The following is a 23,265-nucleotide window of genomic DNA, read 5'->3' as shown; positions in this document are numbered from 1 at the left end:
ACTGTGAATGTCTTATGTCTAGTTAAATGCGCTATGTTGAATGTGTTACTGAGCCTTTTGAAGCTACACCAGATGATGATAGACTATTTCTAACAGGAGTATTCAAAATGAATTATTATTACTATGTATCTGGTCTAATATATTTTAGGGAGAAAGCCAAACATGATTTCTAGGTAAAAAAAGAAGCGATAGTGCCATTTTTTTTCTAATAGCTTAGCCACCTATAATTTCACCACCATTAACATGGATGAATTGTCCTGTAATATAACTTGCATCCTTAGACGCTAAAAACACATAAGCTGGCGCGACTTCGCTCGGTTGTCCGGCGCGGCCTAGCGGAGTGTCTTGACCAAAATCACTAACATCATCAAAAGTTGCAGGAATTAATGGTGTCCATATAGGACCAGGTGCCACACCATTGACTCTAATATTAGATGACGCCAATTGTTTAGATAACGATCTTGTAAAACTGACAATTGCCCCTTTAGTACTCGCATAATCTACTAAATGCTCGCTTCCTCTATAAGCTGTAACCGAACTTGTATTTATGATACAATCATGTTCTTGAAGATGTGTTAATGCCATTTTTGACAAATAAAAATAAGGGTATATGTTGGTTTTAAATGTCGTATTAAAATCATCCATTGAAATATCCTTAATAGTGTCCTTTGGAAATTGAACAGCAGCATTATTAACCAATATGTTAAGTTTACCAAATGTATGGATACACTGTTCTATGGCCTTATCACATTGATCAGTATGTTGTAAATCTGCTTTTATTAATAGGCACGATTGATTTTCTTTTTCTACCAAAGCTTTAGTTTCATTCGCATCCGCTGTCTCTGAGAGATAAACAATAGCAATATTAGCACCTTCTCGTGCAAAATGGACTGCAATACTTCTTCCAATACCGCTATCGCCACCAGTAATAAGTGCGACTTTATTTTTTAATTTATCACTTCCTTTATAATCATCTCGGATCACTTCTGGTTGAGGTTGCATTTTGCTTTCTTTTCCGGGCAATTCTTGATCTTGATTTGGGAATTTTTTTGGTTTACTCATCATAATTGAATTTATGGTATTTCATTACTAGGTTCTCAATTAATTTTTCAAAAAAAGGTTTGATGTACAGCACTTAAAAGTGTACATCAAACCTTTGACAACTAAATTAATTTCATAAAAAAAATTACTGAATACCCTCTAAATAATCAGCTTTGTTGTAGCTCGCTTGTATCTCACTTTTTTGCTTTAATAGCAAGGCTCTAACCGTAGGATTTAATTCGTAATTGTCAAGAATATCATTGTAATCTTCAATGGCTGTTTTCTCACCATTTCTAACCTCTTCTAACATAGATTCATCATTATCCATAGAAAAGAATGCTTTGGTGTCTATCCAAGCTCTATGTAACGAACCCGACCAACTTCCATCTCTTTCAGTAACTTCCATACCGCTTTTTCGAAGCGTATCGGTTAGTTCGTTTACGTAACCACTTCTCACTCTAGATTTATTAAGGAAAAATGTTTTTAATCTAGGATTGTCTACGTTTTCCGCCACCTTTTTAAACCCTTTTTCAGCATCGTAAGCTTTTTCAATTAGGTCGTTAAGTTTTTCTTCTGTTTCTTTATCAAATAGTGCCATAATTATTTCGTTTTAGTACAGTGCTAATTTATTATTCACTGTGGTTATTAATTTATAGTCTAAAATTAATTATAACGTTTTATCCCTATTAATCGAATTGCATAAGACTTTTGCTCAATTCATTCGACATGAATATATAAATGCTTTTTTCGTTATGACTAGTATCATTCTATATTTAAGATACTGTCATCATGACTTTTATTCTTTTCAGGAATGGCATTTATAAATTCGTGTATGTCTAGATCAGCTGAAGGACCATAAGCATTAAGGATTGTTCCTTTTTTATCATTTTCAGTTGTAATCACATAAAGAATAGATTGGTCTGAAGGATCGCTCATGCCCTCATAGCGATGTTCAGCAACAATGAACACTTCCTCAGGTTTATAATTTGTGTCTTCACCTGATGCTATGAGTGTATGGTCTTCCACTCTAAAATTATTGGTGTATCCCTTTTTCTGGTATTGACTTAAGAAGTCTAATTCATGCTTCGCTTTTGGATCGCTATAGTCTGGATTTTTCATAATGCTTTGGTTTTTAAATTTATACATTCGAAAATAGATCTAATTAGATAAATAGAGTTTCTCATTTGAAATAAATTCTAACGCAATAGATAATTGAATGGTAGAATATAAAGACTCTAATATTGATTTTTGTTTAAGTTCATTGTACCTATTTAGGCTTTATATATACTTAATTGGTTAACTTAATAAAAAGGATTGAAAATTTATAGAAGGAGAGGTTGTTGGTATTTAAAAATGTATTCGGTATTTCATTTAACTCATGTGTTTGATCGGTTTAGGTTTGCTGAATCTTCGCGGGTGAGTTATACAATATTAAAAGTCTGCAATGCTAGGGCATTGCTTTGGACTTTTAGGTAAGTCTTAGTTATATTATTTAGATTTATAGAATCTTCGCGGGTGAGCTACACAATAGTAAAAGTCCGCAATGCTAGGGCATTGCTTTGGACTTTTAGGTAAGTCTTAGTTGTTTTAATTAGATTTATAGAATTTTCGCGGGTGAGCTGTACAATATTAAAAGTCTGCAATGCTAGGGCGTTGCTTTGAGGTTTTAGATAAGTCTTAGTTGTTTTATTTAGATTTATAGAATCTTCGCGGGTGAGCTGTACAATATTAAAAGTCTGCAATGCTAGGGCATTGCTTTGGACTTTTTTTATGCTTTTGCGCTTTGAAGCGAGCTTCAGCGCAACGCATAAAAAAAGTCCAGCACTTCCGTGCTAGACTTTTACTGTTGTAGCGAGAACGAGATTTGAACTCGTGACCTCTGGGTTATGAATCCAACGCTCTAACCAACTGAGCTACCTCGCCATAATTTGCAATTCACATATAAAGGATCAAATAAGCAATCTGAACATGTGCGTTATTGCGGCTGCAAATATAAAAACATTTTCTACGACAGCAAACAATAAAAAGTAAAAAAATAATTTTAATTTAAAGTTTAAAACTCAAGGATAATTGTATATATTGAGCACATAATACAATGCACTATGGACGATAAAGAAAAATACGAAATGGAGTTTGTGATTCAAGCATCACCAGCCCTAATATATACCTATATATCAACACCTTCAGGCTTATCAGAATGGTTTGCCGACAACGTCAATTCCCGTGGGGAATTGTTTACTTTTATCTGGGATGGCTCAGAAGAACAGGCTAAATTGCTAAGTAAGAAAAGTGGCGAACGTATTAAGTTTCGTTGGTTAAATGACGACGAAGAGGGCGCATCTTGCTATTTTGAGATACGTATACAGGTCGATGAGATCACAAAAGATGTCTCTTTAATGGTTACAGACTTTGCTGAGGACGATGAAATTGAAGAAGGAAAAATGCTTTGGGCAAATCAAATCTCTAGCTTAAAACAAGTTTTAGGTTCGGCATAAACGCTAAGAACATAATCTATCATATCTTTGTCTCGATTTAGTTTTTAAACTAAATCGAGATTTTTTTTTCTATGCTATAGTTCCAAAGAGACTACTATAGTTATTACAATTTTATATAAGGTTATCCTCTCGAGAGGACTTTAGAGTGTTTTTTTTATGGTAAATTTTAACGGTACAATACTTTCACAATCAGATTCTAAACTCAACACTGAAAATAGAGGTTATAAATATGGTGATGCCCTTTTTGAAACCCTAAAAGTGGTTAATGGTAAAATCTTCTTTTGGGAAGATCATTATTTTAGATTGATGGCTTCTATGCGAATTCTTAGAATGGATATACCTATGAATTTTACTATGGAGTTCTTAGAGTCCGAAATTCTGAAGACCCTAGAAGCTAATGATTTATTACATGCTTCCGCACGCGTTAGGATAAATGTAGATAGAGGAGAAGGTGGTAAGTATTTACCTTCTGATTCGGCTCAGGTGCATTTTAATATCGGTGCAGAACCGCACGATAACCCGTTTTACACTATTGATGCTAAAGCCAATTGCGTCGTCGATTTATATAAAGATTACTTTGTTGCGCCTGGATTATTGTCGGGATTAAAATCTAATAATAAGGCTATTAACGTTATTGGAAGTATTTATGCTAAAGAAAATGATTTAGATAATTGTTTGATATTAAATACCGATAAAAGTGTTATTGAAGCTTTAAATGGTAATTTATTCTTGATGAAAGATGGTAAAATTAAAACACCTCCTTTAGAAGAGGGTTGTCTTAAAGGTGTTATGAGAAAGCAAATACTAGAACTATTGGCAAAAGATGTTAATGTGGTTGTAGAAGAAGCTTCTATAAGTCCGTTTGAACTTCAAAAAGCAGACGAGTTGTTTATCACTAATGTTGTTAAAGGGATTATTCCTGTTACAAACTACCGTAAAAAGGCCTATAATAGTGATTTTGCACAGAGTTTAGTGAATAAGCTTAATGCTAAGTTGCGATTGTTATCGTAGAGGTGTTTGTCAGCTATTAGAACTGTTTCTTATTTGTTCATTTTGCCTTATTGTAAAACGAACCAAAAGATCGAGACTTCCAATTATTTAGCTAAACAAATTGCTTGCTACGGCGTAAAAATGATGGGTAGTAGTTGCGTTAATATTGACGTTTCCCTAATATATAATTAGTTTCATTTATTATTAAATCTACCATTGATTTTTACTCTTTCCTTCGCTTCACTGTATGTTTTACGCTAAATAATTGAAGGTTGCGGTTTTCGACTGTGTCGAAATTGGGGTGTTGTCTATTTTTGATGTCCTTGAATTGGTATCTCAACTTTAATAATTCACGTTATCTCTGTAAATCGTTGAGTCCTGCGCTGTCGGAATATCTCATTGATGATTTGTTATCTTTGATTATTGTGTTTTGTAGCATAGTCCTACGAATGGAAAACGTTATTTGGAAGTTAGTTCAACTTCAATTGTAACTAGGATTTTCAGGTGCATTAGACCATATACTATAATCGCCACCAAGTTCTAACATTTTTTCGCGCCAAAAAGAATTACAAGACTTAGAAATGATTTCTTTATTGTAGATGTTTTCAGAAATCAACCAAGCATTAGACTCTAGTTCATTATCTAGTTGCTGTTCGTCCCAACCAGAATAGCCTAAAAAGAAACGAATATCATTACTAGAAATTTTACCTTTATTAATTAAGTTTAACACAATACTAAAATCGCCTCCCCAAAAAATACCATTAGATATCTCAATGCTATTTGGTATGAGTTCTGGTGATTTATGGATGAAATAAAGGTTGTCTTGTTCTACTGGTCCACCATTATAAACAGGGAATTCTGATTCTGTACCTTCTATAAGATCTTTGAGATTATAATTTAAAGGCTTATTTAAAATAAAACCAACTGAACCTGAGGCATTGTGATCTGCTAAAAGAATCACAGCGCGATTAAATGAAATATCACCGATAATAGATGGCTCGGCAATTAGTAAATTGCCTTTTTCGGGCTTGTTCATTTTGGTTTTTATTGTTTTAATATTACTAAATCTATGTTTTTTTGTTAAAAAAGCAACTAATACGCATAATATTATAGCATGTCTTATTTATATATGTTGACTTTATGTTCTTTTTCTAAGTTTATAATTTTATTAATTATAGCGTTATGTGAATCGAATACAGCGATATAGAAAAAAAAGTAATGATATTTTTATACCGCATTGTAGAATTTAGGTGCTATAAAATTTTTAAATTAAAGCATAAAAAAAACCTGCTCAATGAGCAGGTTATGTATGTAAAACAAAAAATGTCTTAGTTTACAGCGCTACTTAAGTCAGAACCTGCCTTAAATTTTACTACATTTTTAGCTTTGATCTTTATAGTTTTTCCTGTCTGTGGATTTCTTCCATCTCTTGCAGCTCTTTTTGAAACTGACCAAGAACCAAACCCGACTAAAGATACTCTGTTACCTTTTTGTAAAGATCCTTCGATGTCAACTAATAAAGAGTCTAATGCTTTTTTAGCAGCTGCCTTAGTAATTCCAGCATTCTCTGCCATTCCATTAATTAAATCTGTTTTGTTCATAATATTAAATTTAAATTGTTAAAATTTTGATTCTAAAATAAGAGTTCTTTAAAATCCGTACACAAAATTATTAGGAATATTAAGCTACGCAAGTAATAGCAAGGGAAATACGGCTTATTGTTAATAACTTAGGGCATTTGTTAATAAAGCCAATGTATTTCATCGGACTTTTTGTAAAACCAATGGTAATAAGGGTTTACAGCAGTTTTGCTGATTCTGAAAAATTAAACCCATTTAATAAGGATTTTATTTCCATTTTTCGCTTTCCTGGAAGCTGAATTTCTAATATTTTTATGTAACCTCCTTGGCATGCGACTTTTACTTCATCTTTAGAAGTCATTATAAATCCGTAAGCATGTTTGTGATGCGCTTCTTGTTTTTCTACACCATATAATTTTACAGATACAGGTTTGTTTTTGTCATTATCCAAATAACACCAAGCCGTCGGAAAAGGATTTAAGCCTCTAATCTTATTATATATCGTATCTATTGGTTGTGTCCAATCTATTTTACAATTGTCACGATTAAGTTTATAGGCTGTTCTTAAATCTTCGGTTTGCGGTTGAATTGTTGTAGTTACCGAATCCGTTTCAATTTGTGCTACCGTTTTAATAACCAATTCGCTTCCTATAGCCATTAATTTATCGTGTAAGTCACCAACGGTTGTGGTTGGTTGTATTTGTATGTCTACACTTTGAATGATGGCTCCTGTGTCTATTTTCTCATCTATAAAAAAGGTCGTGACTCCTGTTTTAGTTTCTCCATTAATAATTGCCCAATGAATTGGAGCTGCTCCTCTATATTGAGGAAGTAATGACGCGTGAAGGTTGAATGTTCCATATTCTGGCATTTGCCAAACTACTTTTGGTAACATTCTAAAAGCTACTATAATTTGTAGATTGGCATTTAGAGTTTTCAGTTCTTCAAGAAAGGTTTCTGATTTTAAATTAGTGGGTTGCAATATATTTAGATGATGTTCCAAAGCAAACTCTTTTACTGCAGAAGCTCTTAATTTTTGACCACGTCCTGCGGGTCTATCTGGAGCTGTAAGAACTCCAACAACCTTATAATCGTTATCAATAAGTGCTTTTAGTGTGGCAACCGCAAAATCGGGTGTGCCCATAAATACAATGCGTAAATCACGTTTATTTGTCATACAAGTGTGTAAGTATTAGCGTGTGTTAATTTTATTTTGTTGACTTCTATAAGTTCTGAAAGGCTTTTTAAAAGCACTTGTTCAGAACATTGAATATGCTGTAATAATTGGCGCGAAGATAGCGCTTCATCTTGCAATGCTTTTATAATTTGAAATGTAATAGCTTCATTGGTATTCGTAGTTAAACTTGAAGCTTTAGCTATGCATACTGAGCATATGCCACAAGTTTTATTCGTCTTTTCACCAAAATAGAGTAGGAGCTGTTGACTTCTACAAATTGAATCATTTTTAACATAGTGTAAAACAGATTCAATTTGTTGATGCTTTAGGGTGTGTTGTTGTTTAATTGTTTTTGCAATTGGGTTGATAGTAATGTCATCTTCCCGAGGTTTTAAAAAGGTGATTTCAGAATCTGTATTGGCCATTTGTAAACTAATGACTTCATCTTTTTCTAAGCGTTGCAATTGGGCAATCACTTGCTTTTCTGGAAGATTCACTTTATCAACCACCAGACTGAGATTCACTTTAGTTTCATAATCAAAAATACCACCATAAGTTCTTAATAGTACTTTGACCAAAATATTTAAATCTAAATGCGTTTCTAAGTACTGAAATAAGACCGTATTCGTTGTGATAAATTGAATTTTAGTCCTAAAATTAAAATGCTGTGTGAGTGTAATAATGGCATTGCGATCTAACAACAGTAACGCATTGTAAGTAATACTTGCGTTTAGTTTATAATGACTACAAAAGGATTTAAAATCGAATTGATGCATTGTGTTTTCGCCTTCACCATAAGAGATTTGAAAATAGTTACACAACTTATTGTAAACCGTCTTTACAAAAGCCACCGAAGGTAAGGTGCTTAAAAATTGATTACGAAGATGATCTTCATCTACATGTTGTTTTAAAATAATAGCATGTGCTAATTCTCCGTTTCTACCTGCTCTTCCTGCTTCTTGGTAATAGCTTTCTAAACTTTCTGGTAAATTAATATGAATAACGGTTTTTACGTTGGCTTTATCAATTCCCATTCCAAAAGCCGTCGTAGCGACCATAATTTCCTTCTGACCATTGGTCCATTGATATAAACGTTCTTGCTTTTCTTTATTGGTAATACCTCCATGATAAAATGTAGAGGATAGGCCTTTCGCACTAATAAAATTATGAATATCCGATGTAGCTCTGCGATTTCTTACATATATAATGGAAGAGCCAGCGTATTTTTTTAAAATATGCTCTAACTGAAATAACTTATCGTCTGTATGGATAACGTTATAGGCAATATTTGGTCTAGCAAAAGAAGCTTTGTAAATTTTGGGATTTATAAAATCGAGATTTTCAACAATATCATCAACCACATTATGTTTTGCTGTTGCTGTTAACGCAATACAATTAACATGAGGATGCATTTGTCGTAATACAGAAATGTTTTTATAAGCGGGTCTAAAATCATTTCCCCATTGACTGATACAATGCGCTTCATCGACTGCAATTAGATTTACACGCATTTGCTGAATGCGTTCTTGTACCAAAGGCTGTTGTAAACGTTCTGGTGAGAGGTATAAAAACTTATAATTACCGTAAATGCAATTATCTAATTGTGTGTCTAGATCTTTATAAGACATACCAGAAGTTAGTGCAATGGCTTTTATGCCTTTTGCTTTTAATGTATTCACTTGATCCTTCATTAAAGCAACTAAAGGAGAAATAACAATACAAATACCATCTTGTATGAGCGCCGGAATTTGAAAACAAACCGATTTACCACCGCCTGTTGGTAAAAGGGCAAAGGTATCTTCACGGTTTAAAACCGAAGTGATGATCTCTTCTTGTAACGGTCTAAAAGACGTATGATGCCAATACCGTTCTAAAACTTCTATAGGATGCATTACTGCAAATTTAAGGACTCTAGAATAAAATCAACCCTAGATTCTACACTTCCAAAAGGTACGTCAATTAAATGATATCCAAAACGCTTATAAGTATCCAATAAATGATGGTGGATTTCAATAGCTTCTTCAAAATTTTCATAACGCTCACTATCACTTGTAAAAAATCTCTTGCCAAGGAGCTAAAATGAAAATAGCATCGTAGTTATGACTTTCACAAGTTTCCACAAAATGCTTAGGATACGTATCTCCAATATAATCCATATAGGCAATAACATCTGGTAAACCTCTGTCTAAAAAAACAACGCTTTCAGATTCATTTTCGGCATCAATAAATTGTTTAGCTCTGCCTTCTAAAAGTTTTTCACTAAACAAAAGCGGCTCTGTTAAAAAGAGTTGTTCTATGCCATCTTCTCGGGCTTGTAAAGTGATTTGCCTAGAGATTTCATCGTAGCATAAAAACTCACGTTCTTTTAATTTATTGATGATTGTGGTTTTTCCAGTTCCTGGTCCACCTGCGATAACGACTTTTTTCGGATTCAAATTGGCAAAATTTTTGATGTAAAAATAACAGATAAAAATGTAAAGTTAAACGTATCTTTACAACTGAAAAATTTCATTATGGATAATTCTAAAAAAACAGACGAATTTTACGAAAAATTAAAATCACAACTTTACGATACAGCCCTTTGGCCATCGGAGTATTTATACAAATTTATTGTGCTTTCTGAAGGTTCGGGAGTGAATCATATAGAGGCGCTTTTTGATAATTTAGGAGCTGTTATTACTACTACAGAATCTAAGAACGGAAAATACACTAGTGTTTCTATTAATGTCAATATGAAAAATCCTGAAGCAGTCATTGCTAAATATAAGGATGTCGCCGAAAATGTTGAAGGTGTAATTTCCTTATAAAAATGCTTTTAAACTTCGTATTTTTTTGTACTTTGCAACAAAACCTAGAGACTTCAGGTTAAAACTATATACTACACACATTTTACAATTTTGATTGACGATTTAGAATACAACACAGAGCGCGAGCATTTAATTATACCAGAATATGGACGTCATCTACAAAAGATGATCAATTACGCTAAGACTCGCGAAACCAAAGAAGAACGTAATAAAATAGCTAAGGCGATTATTGCTGTAATGGGAAATCTACAACCACATTTAAGAGATGTGCCAGATTTTCAACACAAGCTATGGGATCAGTTATTTATAATGGCAAATTTTGAAATTGATGTTGATGCACCTTATGGTGAACCATCGCAAGAAGAAATACAAGCCAGACCAGAGCCTTTAAAATATCCTCAGAATTTCCCGAAATATCGTTTTTATGGAAATAATATAAAGACCATGATCGATGTTGCTGTAGGTTGGGATGATGGAGATTTAAAAGAAGCACTAACATACACCATTGCTAACCACATGAAAAAGTGTTTCCTTAATTGGAACAAGGACACGGTTGAAGATGATGTGATTTACAAGCATTTATTCGAGCTTTCAGATGGTAAAATTGATCTAAAGAATACTGAAGAAGATCTTAGTGATTCTACAAGTTTATTGCGTACCAAATCTAAGTATGGTAGTAAAAGCAGTACCAATAAAAAGAATATATCTTCGAATAAGAAAAAATATACTAACAACAGAAAACGTTACTAAAAACGTATGAGTACATTTAAAATTGAAGGAGGTCACCAACTAAAAGGTAAAATTCAACCTCAAGGAGCAAAAAACGAAGCTTTACAAATCTTATGTGCAGTGCTTTTAACTGCAGAAGAAATTAAGATAGATAACATTCCAGATATTATTGATGTTAATAAGCTGATTGCTTTATTAAAAAAATTGGGTGTTAAAATTAATAAGCTAGGTAAAGGGTCTTATACCTTTAAAGCAGATGACCTCAATTTAAAGTATTTAGAATCTGAAGAGTTTAAAGAAGACGGTAAAGGTCTAAGAGGTTCTATTATGATTGTAGGCCCTTTATTAGCACGTTTTGGAAAAGGGTATATTCCTAAGCCAGGTGGTGATAAAATTGGTCGTCGTCGTTTAGATACACACTTTGAAGGCTTTATTAATCTTGGAGCTAAATTCCGTTATAACAAGGAAGAGTTATTCTATGGCGTAGAAGCAAAAAAGTTAAAAGGTGCTTATATGCTTTTAGATGAAGCTTCGGTTACAGGAACAGCTAATATTGTTATGGCTGCTGTTTTAGCAGAAGGAACAACCACTATTTATAATGCCGCTTGCGAGCCGTATTTACAACAACTTTGTAAGATGTTGAATCGTATGGGAGCTAAAATATCCGGAGTTGGTTCTAATCTATTAGTTATAGAAGGAGTTGATGTTTTAGGTGGAACAGAACATAGAATGTTACCAGATATGATTGAAATTGGTAGCTGGATTGGTTTGGCTGCTATGACAAAAAGTGAATTGACTATTACGAATGTAAGTTGGGATGATTTAGGTCAAATTCCTAACGTATTTAGAAAAATAGGAATTACTGTAGAGCGTCAAGGTGATGATATCCACATACCTGCACATACTGATGGTTACGAAGTGCAAAACTTTATTGATGGTTCTATTTTAACCATTGCCGATGCACCATGGCCAGGATTTACTCCAGATTTATTGAGTATTATTTTAACGGTTTTAACCCAAGCTAGAGGAGAAGCGGTTGTGCACCAGAAAATGTTTGAAAGTCGTTTGTTTTTTGTTGATAAATTGATTGATATGGGAGCAAAGATTATTCTTTGTGATCCACATAGAGCCACTATTATTGGGCACGATTTTAAATCGACATTAAAAGCAACAACCATGACGTCTCCAGATATTAGAGCAGGTGTTTCTTTATTAATTGCTGCATTATCTGCAAAAGGAACCTCTACTATTCATAATATTGAACAAATCGATAGGGGTTACGAAAATATTGATGAACGCTTAAGAGCCATTGGTGCTAAGATTGAGCGCGTAGAAGGAAATTAATATAGATTACAGTATGAAACTCGTAGCACGAGGTGTAAAGTTTCATATAGATATTTTAAAAGCTTCAAGTTACATCTTGAAGCTTTTTTTATGCGTTACATTTTTTATTTCAGTGTTTTAGTCCGCGGACACTTATTTTTAAAAACCTATTTTAATTAGGAGAATCACTATGTCTAATAAAAATACTGCTCACTAGTTATTTTACCATCTATAACCTCATAGACGCAGATTTCTTGTATTTTTTGTCTGCCTTTATCTTTAAAAGTGCAATCGAAATCCATTTTAGCCGTAAAAAAAGTTACCAGCTACAAGAGGATTACTGATACTGCTTGCGTGAATATTTTCTACACTATCTATCCATGCTTTACTTTTGTTCCAAACATTTTGTTTGCCAGTAACAACATCTCCAGGGATTCCTGGCATTTCTTTACTAATAACGTTGTCAGCATAAAGCTCGTTAATGCATTCTAGATTTTCACCTTTCTCGCACATTTCTTTCCATTTTTTTGCAACTCCCCAAGTATTCATAATGTTTCAATTATTGATTCGTGCTTTAAAGTTAAGAAAAAGTTTGTTGTCTTTGATAAAATATGGTTTTTGCATCTTTAACCTATTAAAATAAAAAAGCTCTGAAGACTAATCAGAGCTTTTAAAATTGTTTGTTGAAATGGTTATTTTAGTTAAGACGTTAACAATCTTATATATAGCAACGCAACTTCTTTAGGTTTATTGTAATTAAACTGAATTATTTTTAAAATTAGATTAATTCAATGCTGTTTTGTAGGTTTCTAAACAGCGTTCTCTTGCCTCTTTATGATCCACCATGGGCTGTGGATAGGTGAGTTCCTGATATTCTGGAACCCATTGTTTTATGTAATCGTGATTTTTGTCAAATTTCTGAATCTGAGTGGTGGGATTAAAAATTCTAAAATATGGAGCAGCATCCACTCCGCAGCCTGCAGTCCATTGCCAGTTACCGACGTTACTTGCCATATCATAATCGTGCAATTTCTCAGCGAAGTAGGCTTCTCCCCAACGCCAATCAATTAATAAATGTTTGCATAAAAAACTACCAACAAGCATACGAACACGATTATGCATAAAACCTGTTTTATTTAGTTGCCGCATGCCTGCATCTACTAAGGGATACCCTGTTTGGCCTTCGCACCATTTTTTAAACTCATCTTCATTATTACGCCATTCAATACGGTCGTATTTAGGTTTAAAGGCCTCGTCTGTTGTATGTGGAAAATGCCAAAGGATTTGCATAAAAAATTCGCGCCAGATTAATTCTTGCCAAAAGATTTCATTTTGTTCTGCAATTGCTTTTTTTACCATTTTACGAATACTAACAGTTCCAAAACGCAGATGTGGACCTAAACGCGATGTAGAGTCTTTAGCCGGGAAGTTTCGCGTAGCTTCATAAGTCTGAATCAAAGTAGGGGTGACCTCATAATCTGTAATTTCTTGATTCGATTTTTCAAATCCAATATCTGATAAGCTAAGATTAGGTAATCTGCTGTGTGCAATTAAATTATTTAAATATGAATTGGTATAGAAAATTTCTAACTCAGTAGTCTGAAACTGTTTTTTCCAAGTTTTCATATACGGGGTGTAGACCAAATACGGATTTCCATCTTTTTTTACGACTTCATTTTTTTCGAAAATGACTTGGTCTTTAAATGTTTTGAATTCAATACTATGCTTTTCTAATAGCGTTTTAATTTGAGTATCACGTTCTGTAGCATACGGTTCGTAATCGTGATTGGTATAAACCGTTTCAATCTCATAATCTTCTATTAATTGCTTAAAAACGGCTTTAGGTTTCCCCTGAAAAAAAGCGATGCTACTGTCGTGTTCATCTTGTAATGTTTGCCTCATATTTTGAAGCGTTTGATGAATAAATGCAACGCGAGCATCGTCTTTAGGTAACCGTTCTAATATTTCAGTATCGAAAATAAAAATTGGAAGCACTTGATGTTCTCCTCTTAGAGCTTCATAAAACCCAAGATTATCATCTAACCTTAAGTCTCTTCTAAACCAAAATATATTTGTTTTTTTACTCATGTGTCTTTGGTTGTTAGTTTGTGGTTGTTTGCAATTAGTGGAAAGTAAAAAGTGTAGCTTAATATATTCTGCTTTTGGAATCTCAGTGACTCTGCAACTTTGAAACTTTCAATCTTTGCGCCTTAGCGAGACACATATTTCCCAAACAATTCCTCCAACTTAGTCGTTCTATAATTAAATATTTCTTCCAATTTTGGTTGCACTAAAAACGGATGTACGAGTTGTCCTAAAATCCCCATTGGTAACTTATAGTCAATAATATCTTCCATTTCAACACCACCTTCAATCTCTTTTATAAAATGCTTGTGATGCCAAAGTGCATAAGGTCCAAAACGTTGTTCATCTACAAAATACTCAAGATCTTTTACGTGCGTGATTTCTGTAACCCATTTGGTTTTAATGCCTAAAACTGGCGTGACAATATATTGAATGATTTGTCCCGGAAACATAGGTTTGTCTGCTCCAGAAAGGATATTAAACCCCATATAATCCGGCGTGATTACTTTTAAGTTAGCTGGACTAGATAAAAACTCCCAAGCTTGTTCAACTGAAATAGGAAGTTTTTGTTTTTTGTGTAAGGTGTATATTTTCATAACATATTATGTATTCAAAATGAATGGCGACTCAGTAGATAAAAGCATAAAAAAGAGGGTTAGCAAAGCTAAAAATTGGTAGTTGAGCGAAGTCGAAACTAATTGTTAAAAACAACATATCCATTTAAAGACGTGGCAATGCAAAGCCAAATAATATAAGGGAGCAATAGGTATTTTAATCGACTTAATCTATCGTCTCCAAACGTTATAAAAAAGTAAATAATTACCAGCGTTAATAATATGATATTGATAAAAGCTAAGTTTGGCAGTTGTTGATTGAAAAACAGATAATTCCAACTTATATTCAATACCACTGCTATAGCGTAAACACTTATTACAAATTTTGAATTTCTAATCGTGAATAAATAACTAAGGTATGCCGAAAAACAAATCATTATAAGCGTCCAAGTCGCGCCAAAAACCCAGCCTGGAGGTGTCCAAGGTGCTTTGTTTAAATTAGAATACCACGCTCCTGTAATGGCATCACCCATAAACCAACTTCCAAGCGCAAGTCCGCCAAAATTGATAATTAGAAACAGTATGAAAAGATATATTTTTTTCAACTTATGATTATTTTAATGTATCAATTTTATCAGCTATTAATTGAGCTTCAGCATATTTTTTGTCGCTTTTAGCTCTGTTACTTGTAGAAAGCTTATGATATTCTGCCATAAGTTTTTCATATTGCTTTTGAAGTTTTTGGACCTCCGATGTTTTTTAAATAATCCGAACATAACAATCTATTTTAAATATTTTAATAGTCTAGAACTCGTAGGGCTTGTAATAGAGTAGTAGTAATTTAAAAATTCACCATTTTCGTCTATTAAATATTTCTGGAAATTCCACTTCACAGTAGAGTTCTGTTTACCGTTGTTAGATTTCTGAGTCAACCAAGCATATAAAGGGTGTTGATTTTCTCCTTTAACCTCTATCTTTTCAGTAATTAAAAATGTGATACCATAATTGATTTCGCAAAACTCTTGTATTTCGCTAGCGTCTCCCGGTTCTTGTTTTCCAAACTGATTACAAGGCACACCAATAATAATTAATGTGTCTTTGTAGGTGTCTTGTAAATTTTGTAAATCTCTATATTGTGATGTAAATCCGCATTTGGAAGCGACATTTACAAATAGGATTTTTTTGCCTTGAAATTGTTGTAAATCTATTGGATTTCCTTGTAAGCTGTTAATTTTTATATCGTAAAGTGGTTGTATTGCTGTCGTCATCATTTTGTTAAGGTGTTAATGATAAATCTAGTGGCTTTAAGTAAAGCGAATTCTACAATTTGAAACTTACAATGCCACAATCCATTTCAAATATTTGACCTGATAGCGATGCTGCTTTTTCAGACAATAAAAATGCCGCCATACCTGCGACTTCTTCTGGTTGTAAATATTTCTTAAGCGGATGTCGCTCATTCATATTTTCAACCATACGTTCGTTACGTAATAATTTTGAAGCTAACTCTGTATCTGTAACTGTTGGTGCAATGGCATTAACTCTTATTAGAGGTGCTAATTCTGCGCCTAAGGATTTTGTTAAGCCTTCAACTGCAGATTTAGAAGCCGCTACACTAGCATGAAAAGGCATACCGAGTTTAGCTGCAACTGTACTAAAAAGTACAATTGAGGGGTGTGTTCCATTTTTTAAAGCTGGTATGTATTTCTGAATCGCTTTAACAGCGCCAATGACATTGATTTCAAAATCATTTTTGAAATCGTCTACAGTTAAACGATTAATTGGTTTAAGATTGATGCTTCCAGGACAATACACTAAGCCATCGGCTTTATCTATTTCTGGTAAGTCATCTGTTAGAATGTCGCAACTGTAATGTTTTAAGTTAGGATGCGATTCTTCTGGTGCTGTTCTGCTAATGTTTATAATTTCATCATAAAAAGAAAGCAAAGCTATGACAATTGCCTTGCCAATACCCTTGCTTCCTCCAATTACTATTAATCGCTTCATAAATTATTATGAGGTAGCAGTTAAAGGTCGTCCCTTTAAGCGTTTTTCAATTTTTTGCTTTATAACTGTTAGACGTTTCATTAAGTCCATTAACTTGGCATCTTTCTTTTCCTTGTATAATTCGTTGACTTCTAGAATAAGATCTTTTGCCTCTCTAGCTGCCATAATTCTGTCACTTGTAGTTTTAAATGAAAACTTTCTGTTTTCAAATTCTATAGCTTTTTCTACTGTTTCCATAGTTTAATTGTTTATATAATTTTGTAATTCTAAAATTTTTGAAGCATTATTAAATTCGCCTCCGTAATATGTTGTTACCGTTGTTGATGTGTCGTCTTGGATACCTCTAGACGATACACATAAGTGTTTTGCGTCTATAATTACAGCAACATCTTCAGTTTCTAAAACTGTTTTAAGTTCGTTTGCAATCTGGTTTGTTAAACGTTCTTGTACTTGCGGACGTTTTGCATAATATTGAACTATTCGGTTTAATTTTGAAAGTCCAATTACTTTTCCAGATGATTTGTAAGCGATATGTGCTTTTCCAATGATTGGCACAAAATGATGCTCACAATTTGAGTAGAAGGTAATATTTTTTTCTACTAACATCTGATTATATTGATATTTATTATCAAAAAGCGCGACTTTAGGCTTATTTTTAGGGTCTAAACCAGAAAATATTTCTTCAATATACATTTTTGCAACGCGATCTGGTGTGCCTTGTAACGAGTCGTCTGTTAAATCGAGACCCAAGACATCCATAATTTCTGAAAATAAAATTGAAATACGTTCTTTTTTCTCTGTATCAGACATTTCGAAAGCACTAGCTTTCATAGGTGTGTCTAAACCTGAAAATAAATGGTCGTCGCCTATCTCATCAATACTGAGTTTATGACCATTTGTTTTGGAAATTTTTTCTGTAATCATAGAATCTTTTTAATGTGCTGTCTTTAAGTACTCCAAACTTAAATCAAAGCACGTGTTAACGTTTTGAAATAGAGTTATTTGTTATTGTTCTTTGTCTAGAGCATTTAAATCTGCCTTCGTCAAACGTTCTTTTTTTACTGTGTTTAGTCGCTCTGCCTTGAACTCTTGTTCGCCACAATCTAAAGCTACTTGGTTTTAATTCTTTTCGCATTAAATTAATAACCTCTTGTTCTTTTAATTTGAATTGAAACGTAATAGCATCAAATGGTGTTCGATCTTCCCATGCCATTTCAATAATTCTGTCAATGTCATTAAGTTCTAAATTCATAGTTCTTGAGGCATTGCGTAAAGCATATCATACTTTACTTTTTCGTCTATTAACTTGTCAAAAAACGTCTTGTTTTCTTTAAAAGTTTTGTCAGCTCTAAAATGCACAAATTTTCCTTGTGCATGTATACTAGACCCATTGATTTTATATATAACGAGATGGTAATAAGGAATAACCCAAGTAAATTTTTTGAGTCTTTTATTAATTCTTATTAGAATTCCTTTAGGTCTCAACTCAATATATCCATAATTATTATCCGAAACTACATTCATTATGGATTGCAGGTTTGGACTCACTTTGTCAATAATCATTCGTTTAGAATCTACACCATTCATTGTCAACTTCTGTACCAAACTAAAAGAACTGCCAACTAAGTCTGCAATAATTTCTTTATGTTCAGTATTAGAATGTGTAGTGTTTAATATCATAGCTTCTCAAATATACAAAATGTTTAAGCATTTAATTATATTGCTAAACAAAAATTAACAGATAATTATGAGTATAAAATTCATTTTGTAAGCGTTGGGTGGCTAATCACTTTTTAGCATTCACGTTCTGTCTTGTATAGTAAGTCGTTTTAATAGTCTATAACTTTCACTTACAACTTCTGGAACCGTTTTTATGTTCGAAAGAACCTCACTAAGACGTTTAAGATTTTTCTTCTTTAGGCATTTTATTTTTTACCAAGGCGTTAATCATTCCATTAAAAACAAAGGCATGAAACGGTAATACAGAATACCAATACAATCGTCCCCAAATACCTTTAGGTCTAAATACGGCAGTTTGGTGTAATTGGCCTTTAACGATTTTAAATTCTAACCAAGCTTCACCAGGTAAGCGCATTTCTGCAAAAAGTAGAAGTCTTTTTTCTTCTTTACTCGCGTATAAAACACGCCAAAAATCTAAGGCGTCACCGGCTTCTAAATAGGTATTGCTTGTGCGCCCCCGTCTTAAACCTACACCACCAAAAAGTTTATCCATATAGCCTCTAATTTTCCAGAGGCCATTAAAGCTATACCAGCCGTTTCTACCGCCAATAGCCCATATTTTATCTAAAGTAAAATTTTCATCAATGACAGGCTTTTGCCTTTCATCTGTAAAGCACCCAAATTGCGGTAACTCTATATGTTTGGATAATTGATCTTTAAAGCGTCCACTACTTACGGCATCTTTCCAGCTGGATATCACGGCATTTTGTTCTGTTTTTTGAAACGCTAAATCCACAGCCGTTTTATAATCCATGGGTTTAATACCAATGATTTCATTAATTTTACTCGGTTTACCAATAACTTCAACCTTCATACTATCTACTAAAGCAGCTGCCAGTTGAAACGATGTAGAGGTTACAAAATATAACCAATACGATGATAGTTTTGGTGTTAATACAGGAAGTGTTACAATATATCGTTTTAATCCTCTGACTTCAGCAAATTGAAGTAGCATTTCTTTATAGGTTAATATCTCAGGACCATAAATGTCAAAAGCACCGTTGTATAATTCTTCTTTACCTAAACCACCTGCCAAAAAGTTGAGCACATCGCGTATCGCTAAAGGCTGCGTTTTTGTATTTAGCCATTTGGGTGTAATCATAAATGGTAACTTTTCTACGATGTCTCTTATAATTTCAAAAGACGCACTTCCGCTACCAACTATTATTCCGGCTCTAAACGTTGTGAGTGCATAACGCCCAGATTTTAAAGTGTTTTCTACTTGCAATCGCGATTTTAAGTGTTTAGAAAGTGAGGTGTCATTTACGATACCGCTTAAATAAATAACTTGTTTACAGTGCGTTGGTTCTACAAGATTTTTAAAGTTTTGTGCACATAGGCGTTCTAAATCTTCAAAATCTTCAGAACCTGTAGACATCGAATGAATTAAATAATAGGCTGCATCTATATCTTTTGGAATCTCAGCAGATTCTGGTTTCAGAAAATCAACTTTTATAAATGAACACAGTGGATTATCTTCAATTTCGTCAGGAATACGATTTAAATCTCGCACACAGCACACCAACTCGTGGTTGTCTTCAAGAAGTTGTAACGCTAATCGTCTCGCGATATAGCCTGTGGTGCCTGAGATGAGTATTTTCAATTATATATATTTAATTAAAGATTTTTAAAATTATTTATTTGTACGTTTTCAGCTTTAAGATCGAACATTAAATTGTACAATCCAAAGAATGTTCTATTTATATAAATAAAGTGCTTAGATCCTCTGTTGCCATTCATATTTCTAAGTTCTGTACTTTTAGAGTAACGTTGGCCCATATCTGAAATTTGATTAAAGAATTCAGGATTTGAAAAGTCGAATTCTTCAACATGAAATGGTTTTGTAAAAAGACTCAACAACTCATGAAACATCGCACTAAAGAATTTAATTTCTTCTTCAGAATCGTCTTTTCTTAAAATTTCGAGCTCATAAAGTTTCTCGGTAAACCGTTTTGGGTTTTCAATACATGCTTTGTCTGCTAATTCAAAATAAGGAACGTAAAAATCATCAGGAATCATCTTCATACAGCCAAAATCTAGTGCAATAAGATTGGCTTCTTTAGAGATTAAAAAGTTTCCTGGATGCGGATCTGCATGTACTTTTCTCAACTTATGAATTTGGTACATATAAAAATCCCATAAAGCCTGACCTAACTTATTGGATTTGTCTTGGTCTGTATTATATGCTGTAAATTCCGAAAGGTGTTCGCCTGTCATAAAATCCATAGTGATAATACGTTCAGATGAAAACTCTTCGTAGTAGTTAGGAAATTTTAAATTAGGAATGTGTTTACAAGCTTCCGCAATTTCTTTACTCTGGGCAATTTCTAAGATGTAATTGGTTTCTTCGGTAAGTTTATTTTCAACTTCTTTAAAATATTTATCGGAGTCTTTTCCTTTGATATTAAACATTTTAATAGCAATAGGTTTTACCAAAGCTAAATCTGACGCGATACTTTCTGCAACTCCAGGATATTGGATTTTCACAGCAAATTTTTTCCCATTCTTCTCTGCGATATGGACTTGTCCTATACTAGCAGCATTGACTGAAGTTGCATTGAAAGTGTCAAAGATATCTTCGGGATGTTTACCAAAGTATTTTTTAAATGTTTTTATGACTAATGGTGGAGACAATGGTGGTACGGAAAACTGGGATAATGAAAATTTCTCAACATAAGCCTGTGGCAATATGCTTTTTTCCATACTTAACATTTGTGCGACTTTAAGCGCACTACCTTTTAATGTTTTTAGACTGTCGTATATATCTTCTGCATTATTTTGATCGAGGCGTTCTTTGGCATCTTCTTTTGAGTTTACCATTTTGTCTCCGTAATATTTTAAATAATTCACACCAACTTTAGCTCCGGTTGAAACTAATTTTGAAGCTCTAGATATTTTAGTCATTGGAATACTGTCTATTGTTTTCATCTAGTTGGAGTTTATTTTTCTTTGTATAAGAATTTACCAAAGTCAATTAAACTTTTTAAAGGAGTGGTATCTATTAAATCGAAACTCGCCTGAACTGATTTTTCGATAAACACATCTGTTTTTTCAAATGAGGTAGAACTGTCGTCAAGCCAAAATTTAAGCGTGACTAATAATTGAAACCAAGCAGATTCTTTGAGGCCTCTGTTTTTTAATTTTTCAAGTTTTTCTTCCTTAAGATCAATTGTTTTTATGTCTAAGTGTTCGATGTAATTAGTAAAACTCTTCTTTAAATGAGACAATGTTTTTAAAGATTTCAATTGGTTTTTATTAGAACCTAAGGCTTGTACAACATAGCTTCTATTGGCCGTTAATATCTCAAAAAACGTGTAGTAAAAACTGAGCAGTTTATTACGTGCATCAAAAGATTGATAATCCTCGCTTTTCTCTAATATTGCAACAGTATGATCAAAAAATATTTTAAATATAGATTGTTCTAAAATTTCAAAAGAGCTAAAATATTCATAGAATTTTTGTTCTTCAAAATTATTGTCTTTCGCAAAAGCGTAGACAGAGTTTGGTTTATGGTTATGTGTCAATACATAATCCATATAGTATGAGATAAGGTCGTCTTGTGTTGTATTTTTCTTTTTTGCCATTGTAATTGATTTACAATGTAAAGATACGTTATGTTTAATTATTTTAACGTAAAGTTAAACAAACTTTAACAAGACTTCAAGAAAAAAATTATGGGTTATGCTTTTTTAGGTAAATAGTATTTTTTCCTTAGCCAAAAAGAAACCCTTACCAAAAGTATTAAAGCAGGTACTTCTACTAATGGGCCAACGACTCCTGCAAATGCTTGTCCTGAGTTTAACCCGAAGACCGCAATAGCCACTGCAATAGCTAGTTCAAAATTGTTACCAGCAGCTGTAAAAGCAATAGCTGCAGTTTTGTCGTAAGTTGTTCCCATAGCTTTACTAACAAAAAATCCAATAATAAACATCAATGCAAAATAGATTAATAACGGTACTGCAATAATTAAGACATCCATTGGTATCTCTACAATCAATTCACCTTTTAATGAAAACATAACTACGATGGTGAATAACAATGCGATTAAAGTCATTGGTGAAATGGTAGGTATAAATTTTTTGGTGTACCAATCTTCACCTTTAAGTTTTACCAAAATTAAACGCGACAGAATACCCAATAAAAATGGAATACCTAAATAGATCGCCACACTTTCTGCAATGGTTGCAATAGAAATATCTACAATAGCACCTTCGAAACCAAAATAGGGTGGAAGTACAGTAATAAATAAGTAAGCGTAGAAACTATAAGCAAAGACTTGAAAAATACTATTTAAGGCTACCAATCCTGCACCATATTCGCTACTGCCTTCTGCTAAATCATTCCAAACTAGAACCATAGCAATACAACGAGCCAAGCCAATTAATATTAAACCAACCATGTATTCAGGGTAATCTCGTAAAAATGTAATCGCTAAAACAAACATTAACACAGGACCAATAATCCAATTTAAAACCAAAGATATAGATAAGACTTTTACATCCTTAAATACTTTAGGGAGTAAGGCATAATTGACTTTGGCCAATGGAGGATACATCATTAATATGAGTCCAATTGCGATTGGAATATTAGTCGTTCCGCTACTATAAGATTCAACGAGCTCTGGAAATGATGGTACAAAAAAGCCAATACCAACGCCAATTGCCATGGCGATAAAAATCCATAACGTAAGATAGTTATCTAAAAAGCTTAATTTTTTCTTGATTGCAGACATAGTTA

Annotated in this window: 28 protein-coding genes, 1 tRNA gene and 1 pseudogene; 5 read left to right on the top strand and 25 right to left on the bottom strand. The window is 33.2% G+C overall.

Going from position 1 to position 23,265, the window contains the following annotated elements:
- Nucleotides 1-213: 213 nt before the first annotated feature.
- The 4 genes from ADIWIN_RS07330 to ADIWIN_RS07315 form a co-directional block, all read right to left on the bottom strand.
- Nucleotides 214-1,062 (bottom strand): SDR family oxidoreductase, encoded by an 849-nt coding sequence (locus ADIWIN_RS07330; protein WP_040756714.1) that lies wholly within the window; start codon nt 1,060-1,062, stop codon nt 214-216.
- Nucleotides 1,063-1,186: 124 nt separating this feature from the next.
- Entirely contained in the window at nt 1,187-1,639 is a 453-nt protein-coding gene (locus tag ADIWIN_RS07325; protein WP_020894400.1) for a ferritin-like domain-containing protein, read from the bottom strand.
- Between the two features lie 164 nt (nt 1,640-1,803).
- Nucleotides 1,804-2,160, bottom strand: a complete 357-nt coding sequence (locus ADIWIN_RS07320) for a hypothetical protein (protein ID WP_040756713.1) — start codon at nt 2,158-2,160, stop codon at nt 1,804-1,806.
- A gap of 730 nt (nt 2,161-2,890) precedes the next feature.
- A tRNA-Met gene (locus ADIWIN_RS07315) sits at nt 2,891-2,964 on the bottom strand.
- A gap of 179 nt (nt 2,965-3,143) precedes the next feature.
- Between ADIWIN_RS07315 and ADIWIN_RS07310 the strand changes: the two genes are divergently transcribed.
- Nucleotides 3,144-3,536, top strand: a complete 393-nt coding sequence (locus ADIWIN_RS07310) for an START-like domain-containing protein (RefSeq protein ID WP_020894398.1) — start codon at nt 3,144-3,146, stop codon at nt 3,534-3,536.
- Nucleotides 3,537-3,692: 156 nt separating this feature from the next.
- On the top strand, nt 3,693-4,547 hold the full coding sequence (locus ADIWIN_RS07305; RefSeq protein ID WP_020894397.1) for an aminotransferase class IV: 855 nt from the start codon (nt 3,693-3,695) through the stop codon (nt 4,545-4,547).
- A gap of 460 nt (nt 4,548-5,007) precedes the next feature.
- Here ADIWIN_RS07305 and ADIWIN_RS07300 read toward each other — a convergent pair whose 3' ends face one another.
- From ADIWIN_RS07300 to ADIWIN_RS07280, 5 genes and pseudogenes are all read right to left on the bottom strand, one after another.
- Nucleotides 5,008-5,562: a YqgE/AlgH family protein gene (locus ADIWIN_RS07300; RefSeq protein WP_020894396.1), complete on the bottom strand. Its 555-nt coding sequence runs from the start codon at nt 5,560-5,562 to the stop codon at nt 5,008-5,010.
- A gap of 292 nt (nt 5,563-5,854) precedes the next feature.
- Nucleotides 5,855-6,127: an HU family DNA-binding protein gene (locus ADIWIN_RS07295; RefSeq protein ID WP_020894395.1), complete on the bottom strand. Its 273-nt coding sequence runs from the start codon at nt 6,125-6,127 to the stop codon at nt 5,855-5,857.
- 196 nt (nt 6,128-6,323) lie between these two features.
- A complete protein-coding gene (fmt, locus tag ADIWIN_RS07290; protein WP_040756695.1) occupies nt 6,324-7,283 on the bottom strand; it encodes a methionyl-tRNA formyltransferase in 960 nt (319 codons plus the stop codon).
- Nucleotides 7,280-9,175, bottom strand: a complete 1,896-nt coding sequence (locus ADIWIN_RS07285; protein ID WP_020894393.1) for a RecQ family ATP-dependent DNA helicase — start codon at nt 9,173-9,175, stop codon at nt 7,280-7,282. Before ADIWIN_RS07285 ends, fmt begins: the two co-directional genes overlap by 4 nt.
- Nucleotides 9,175-9,718, bottom strand: a pseudogene (locus ADIWIN_RS07280) (AAA family ATPase). Before ADIWIN_RS07280 ends, ADIWIN_RS07285 begins: the two are co-directional and overlap by 1 nt.
- A 78-nt stretch (nt 9,719-9,796) precedes the next feature.
- Here ADIWIN_RS07280 and ADIWIN_RS07275 point away from each other — a divergent pair.
- The 3 genes from ADIWIN_RS07275 (at nt 9,797) to murA (ending at nt 12,163) form a co-directional block, all read left to right on the top strand.
- Nucleotides 9,797-10,090, top strand: a complete 294-nt coding sequence (locus tag ADIWIN_RS07275) for a DUF493 family protein (protein ID WP_020894391.1) — start codon at nt 9,797-9,799, stop codon at nt 10,088-10,090.
- Between the two features lie 90 nt (nt 10,091-10,180).
- Nucleotides 10,181-10,840, top strand: coding sequence for a DUF4290 domain-containing protein (locus tag ADIWIN_RS07270; protein ID WP_020894390.1), 660 nt, complete (start codon nt 10,181-10,183; stop codon nt 10,838-10,840).
- Nucleotides 10,841-10,846: 6 nt separating this feature from the next.
- Entirely contained in the window at nt 10,847-12,163 is a 1,317-nt protein-coding gene (gene murA / locus ADIWIN_RS07265) for a UDP-N-acetylglucosamine 1-carboxyvinyltransferase (RefSeq protein ID WP_020894389.1), read from the top strand.
- Between the two features lie 173 nt (nt 12,164-12,336).
- Here the strand turns inward: murA and ADIWIN_RS21800 are convergent, their stop codons facing one another.
- The 16 genes from ADIWIN_RS21800 to arsB all read right to left on the bottom strand — a co-directional run bounded on the left by ADIWIN_RS21800 (nt 12,337) and on the right by arsB (nt 23,260).
- Complete coding sequence (locus tag ADIWIN_RS21800; protein ID WP_316929639.1) at nt 12,337-12,444, bottom strand: SnoaL-like domain-containing protein; 108 nt, start codon at nt 12,442-12,444, stop codon at nt 12,337-12,339.
- A gap of 1 nt (nt 12,445) precedes the next feature.
- Nucleotides 12,446-12,691 carry a SnoaL-like domain-containing protein gene (locus ADIWIN_RS07260; RefSeq protein ID WP_020894388.1) on the bottom strand — a complete coding sequence of 82 codons (246 nt, stop codon included), beginning with the start codon at nt 12,689-12,691 and terminating at the stop codon, nt 12,446-12,448.
- Nucleotides 12,692-12,925: 234 nt separating this feature from the next.
- The gene (locus ADIWIN_RS07255; protein ID WP_020894387.1) at nt 12,926-14,230 is read right to left on the bottom strand and encodes a cryptochrome/photolyase family protein; all 1,305 of its coding nucleotides are present in this window, start codon (nt 14,228-14,230) and stop codon (nt 12,926-12,928) included.
- Nucleotides 14,231-14,352: 122 nt separating this feature from the next.
- A complete protein-coding gene (locus tag ADIWIN_RS07250) occupies nt 14,353-14,823 on the bottom strand; it encodes an SRPBCC family protein (protein ID WP_020894386.1) in 471 nt (156 codons plus the stop codon).
- 98 nt (nt 14,824-14,921) lie between these two features.
- Nucleotides 14,922-15,386 (bottom strand): TspO/MBR family protein, encoded by a 465-nt coding sequence (locus ADIWIN_RS07245; RefSeq protein WP_040756694.1) that lies wholly within the window; start codon nt 15,384-15,386, stop codon nt 14,922-14,924.
- Between the two features lie 7 nt (nt 15,387-15,393).
- Nucleotides 15,394-15,495 carry a Lacal_2735 family protein gene (locus ADIWIN_RS21795; RefSeq protein WP_316929638.1) on the bottom strand — a complete coding sequence of 34 codons (102 nt, stop codon included), beginning with the start codon at nt 15,493-15,495 and terminating at the stop codon, nt 15,394-15,396.
- Between the two features lie 68 nt (nt 15,496-15,563).
- Nucleotides 15,564-16,052, bottom strand: coding sequence for a glutathione peroxidase (locus ADIWIN_RS07235; RefSeq protein WP_051155429.1), 489 nt, complete (start codon nt 16,050-16,052; stop codon nt 15,564-15,566).
- Between the two features lie 49 nt (nt 16,053-16,101).
- The gene (locus tag ADIWIN_RS07230; RefSeq protein WP_020894383.1) at nt 16,102-16,788 is read right to left on the bottom strand and encodes an SDR family NAD(P)-dependent oxidoreductase; all 687 of its coding nucleotides are present in this window, start codon (nt 16,786-16,788) and stop codon (nt 16,102-16,104) included.
- Nucleotides 16,789-16,794: 6 nt separating this feature from the next.
- Complete coding sequence (locus tag ADIWIN_RS07225) at nt 16,795-17,025, bottom strand: hypothetical protein (protein ID WP_020894382.1); 231 nt, start codon at nt 17,023-17,025, stop codon at nt 16,795-16,797.
- A 3-nt stretch (nt 17,026-17,028) separates the two neighbouring features.
- Nucleotides 17,029-17,712 carry a GTP cyclohydrolase I FolE gene (folE, locus tag ADIWIN_RS07220; RefSeq protein ID WP_020894381.1) on the bottom strand — a complete coding sequence of 228 codons (684 nt, stop codon included), beginning with the start codon at nt 17,710-17,712 and terminating at the stop codon, nt 17,029-17,031.
- Nucleotides 17,713-17,767: 55 nt separating this feature from the next.
- Nucleotides 17,768-18,040, bottom strand: a complete 273-nt coding sequence (locus tag ADIWIN_RS07215) for a TIGR03643 family protein (protein ID WP_020894380.1) — start codon at nt 18,038-18,040, stop codon at nt 17,768-17,770.
- On the bottom strand, nt 18,037-18,468 hold the full coding sequence (locus ADIWIN_RS07210) for a hypothetical protein (protein ID WP_020894379.1): 432 nt from the start codon (nt 18,466-18,468) through the stop codon (nt 18,037-18,039). Before ADIWIN_RS07210 ends, ADIWIN_RS07215 begins: the two co-directional genes overlap by 4 nt.
- Nucleotides 18,469-18,688: 220 nt before the next feature.
- Nucleotides 18,689-20,131: an SDR family oxidoreductase gene (locus ADIWIN_RS07205; RefSeq protein ID WP_020894378.1), complete on the bottom strand. Its 1,443-nt coding sequence runs from the start codon at nt 20,129-20,131 to the stop codon at nt 18,689-18,691.
- 14 nt (nt 20,132-20,145) lie between these two features.
- Nucleotides 20,146-21,456, bottom strand: a complete 1,311-nt coding sequence (locus ADIWIN_RS07200) for an ABC1 kinase family protein (RefSeq protein WP_020894377.1) — start codon at nt 21,454-21,456, stop codon at nt 20,146-20,148.
- Between the two features lie 11 nt (nt 21,457-21,467).
- A complete protein-coding gene (locus tag ADIWIN_RS07195; RefSeq protein ID WP_020894376.1) occupies nt 21,468-22,112 on the bottom strand; it encodes a TetR family transcriptional regulator C-terminal domain-containing protein in 645 nt (214 codons plus the stop codon).
- Nucleotides 22,113-22,207: 95 nt separating this feature from the next.
- Nucleotides 22,208-23,260 carry an ACR3 family arsenite efflux transporter gene (arsB, locus tag ADIWIN_RS07190; protein ID WP_020894375.1) on the bottom strand — a complete coding sequence of 351 codons (1,053 nt, stop codon included), beginning with the start codon at nt 23,258-23,260 and terminating at the stop codon, nt 22,208-22,210.
- Nucleotides 23,261-23,265 lie beyond the last annotated feature (5 nt).

Origin of the sequence: Winogradskyella psychrotolerans RS-3, from assembly GCF_000427335.1 — a bacterium.
Lineage (GTDB): Bacteria > Bacteroidota > Bacteroidia > Flavobacteriales > Flavobacteriaceae > Winogradskyella > Winogradskyella psychrotolerans.
The sequence above is the reverse complement of the archived record's forward strand: the minus strand, read 5'-3'. Positions and strand labels throughout refer to the sequence as shown.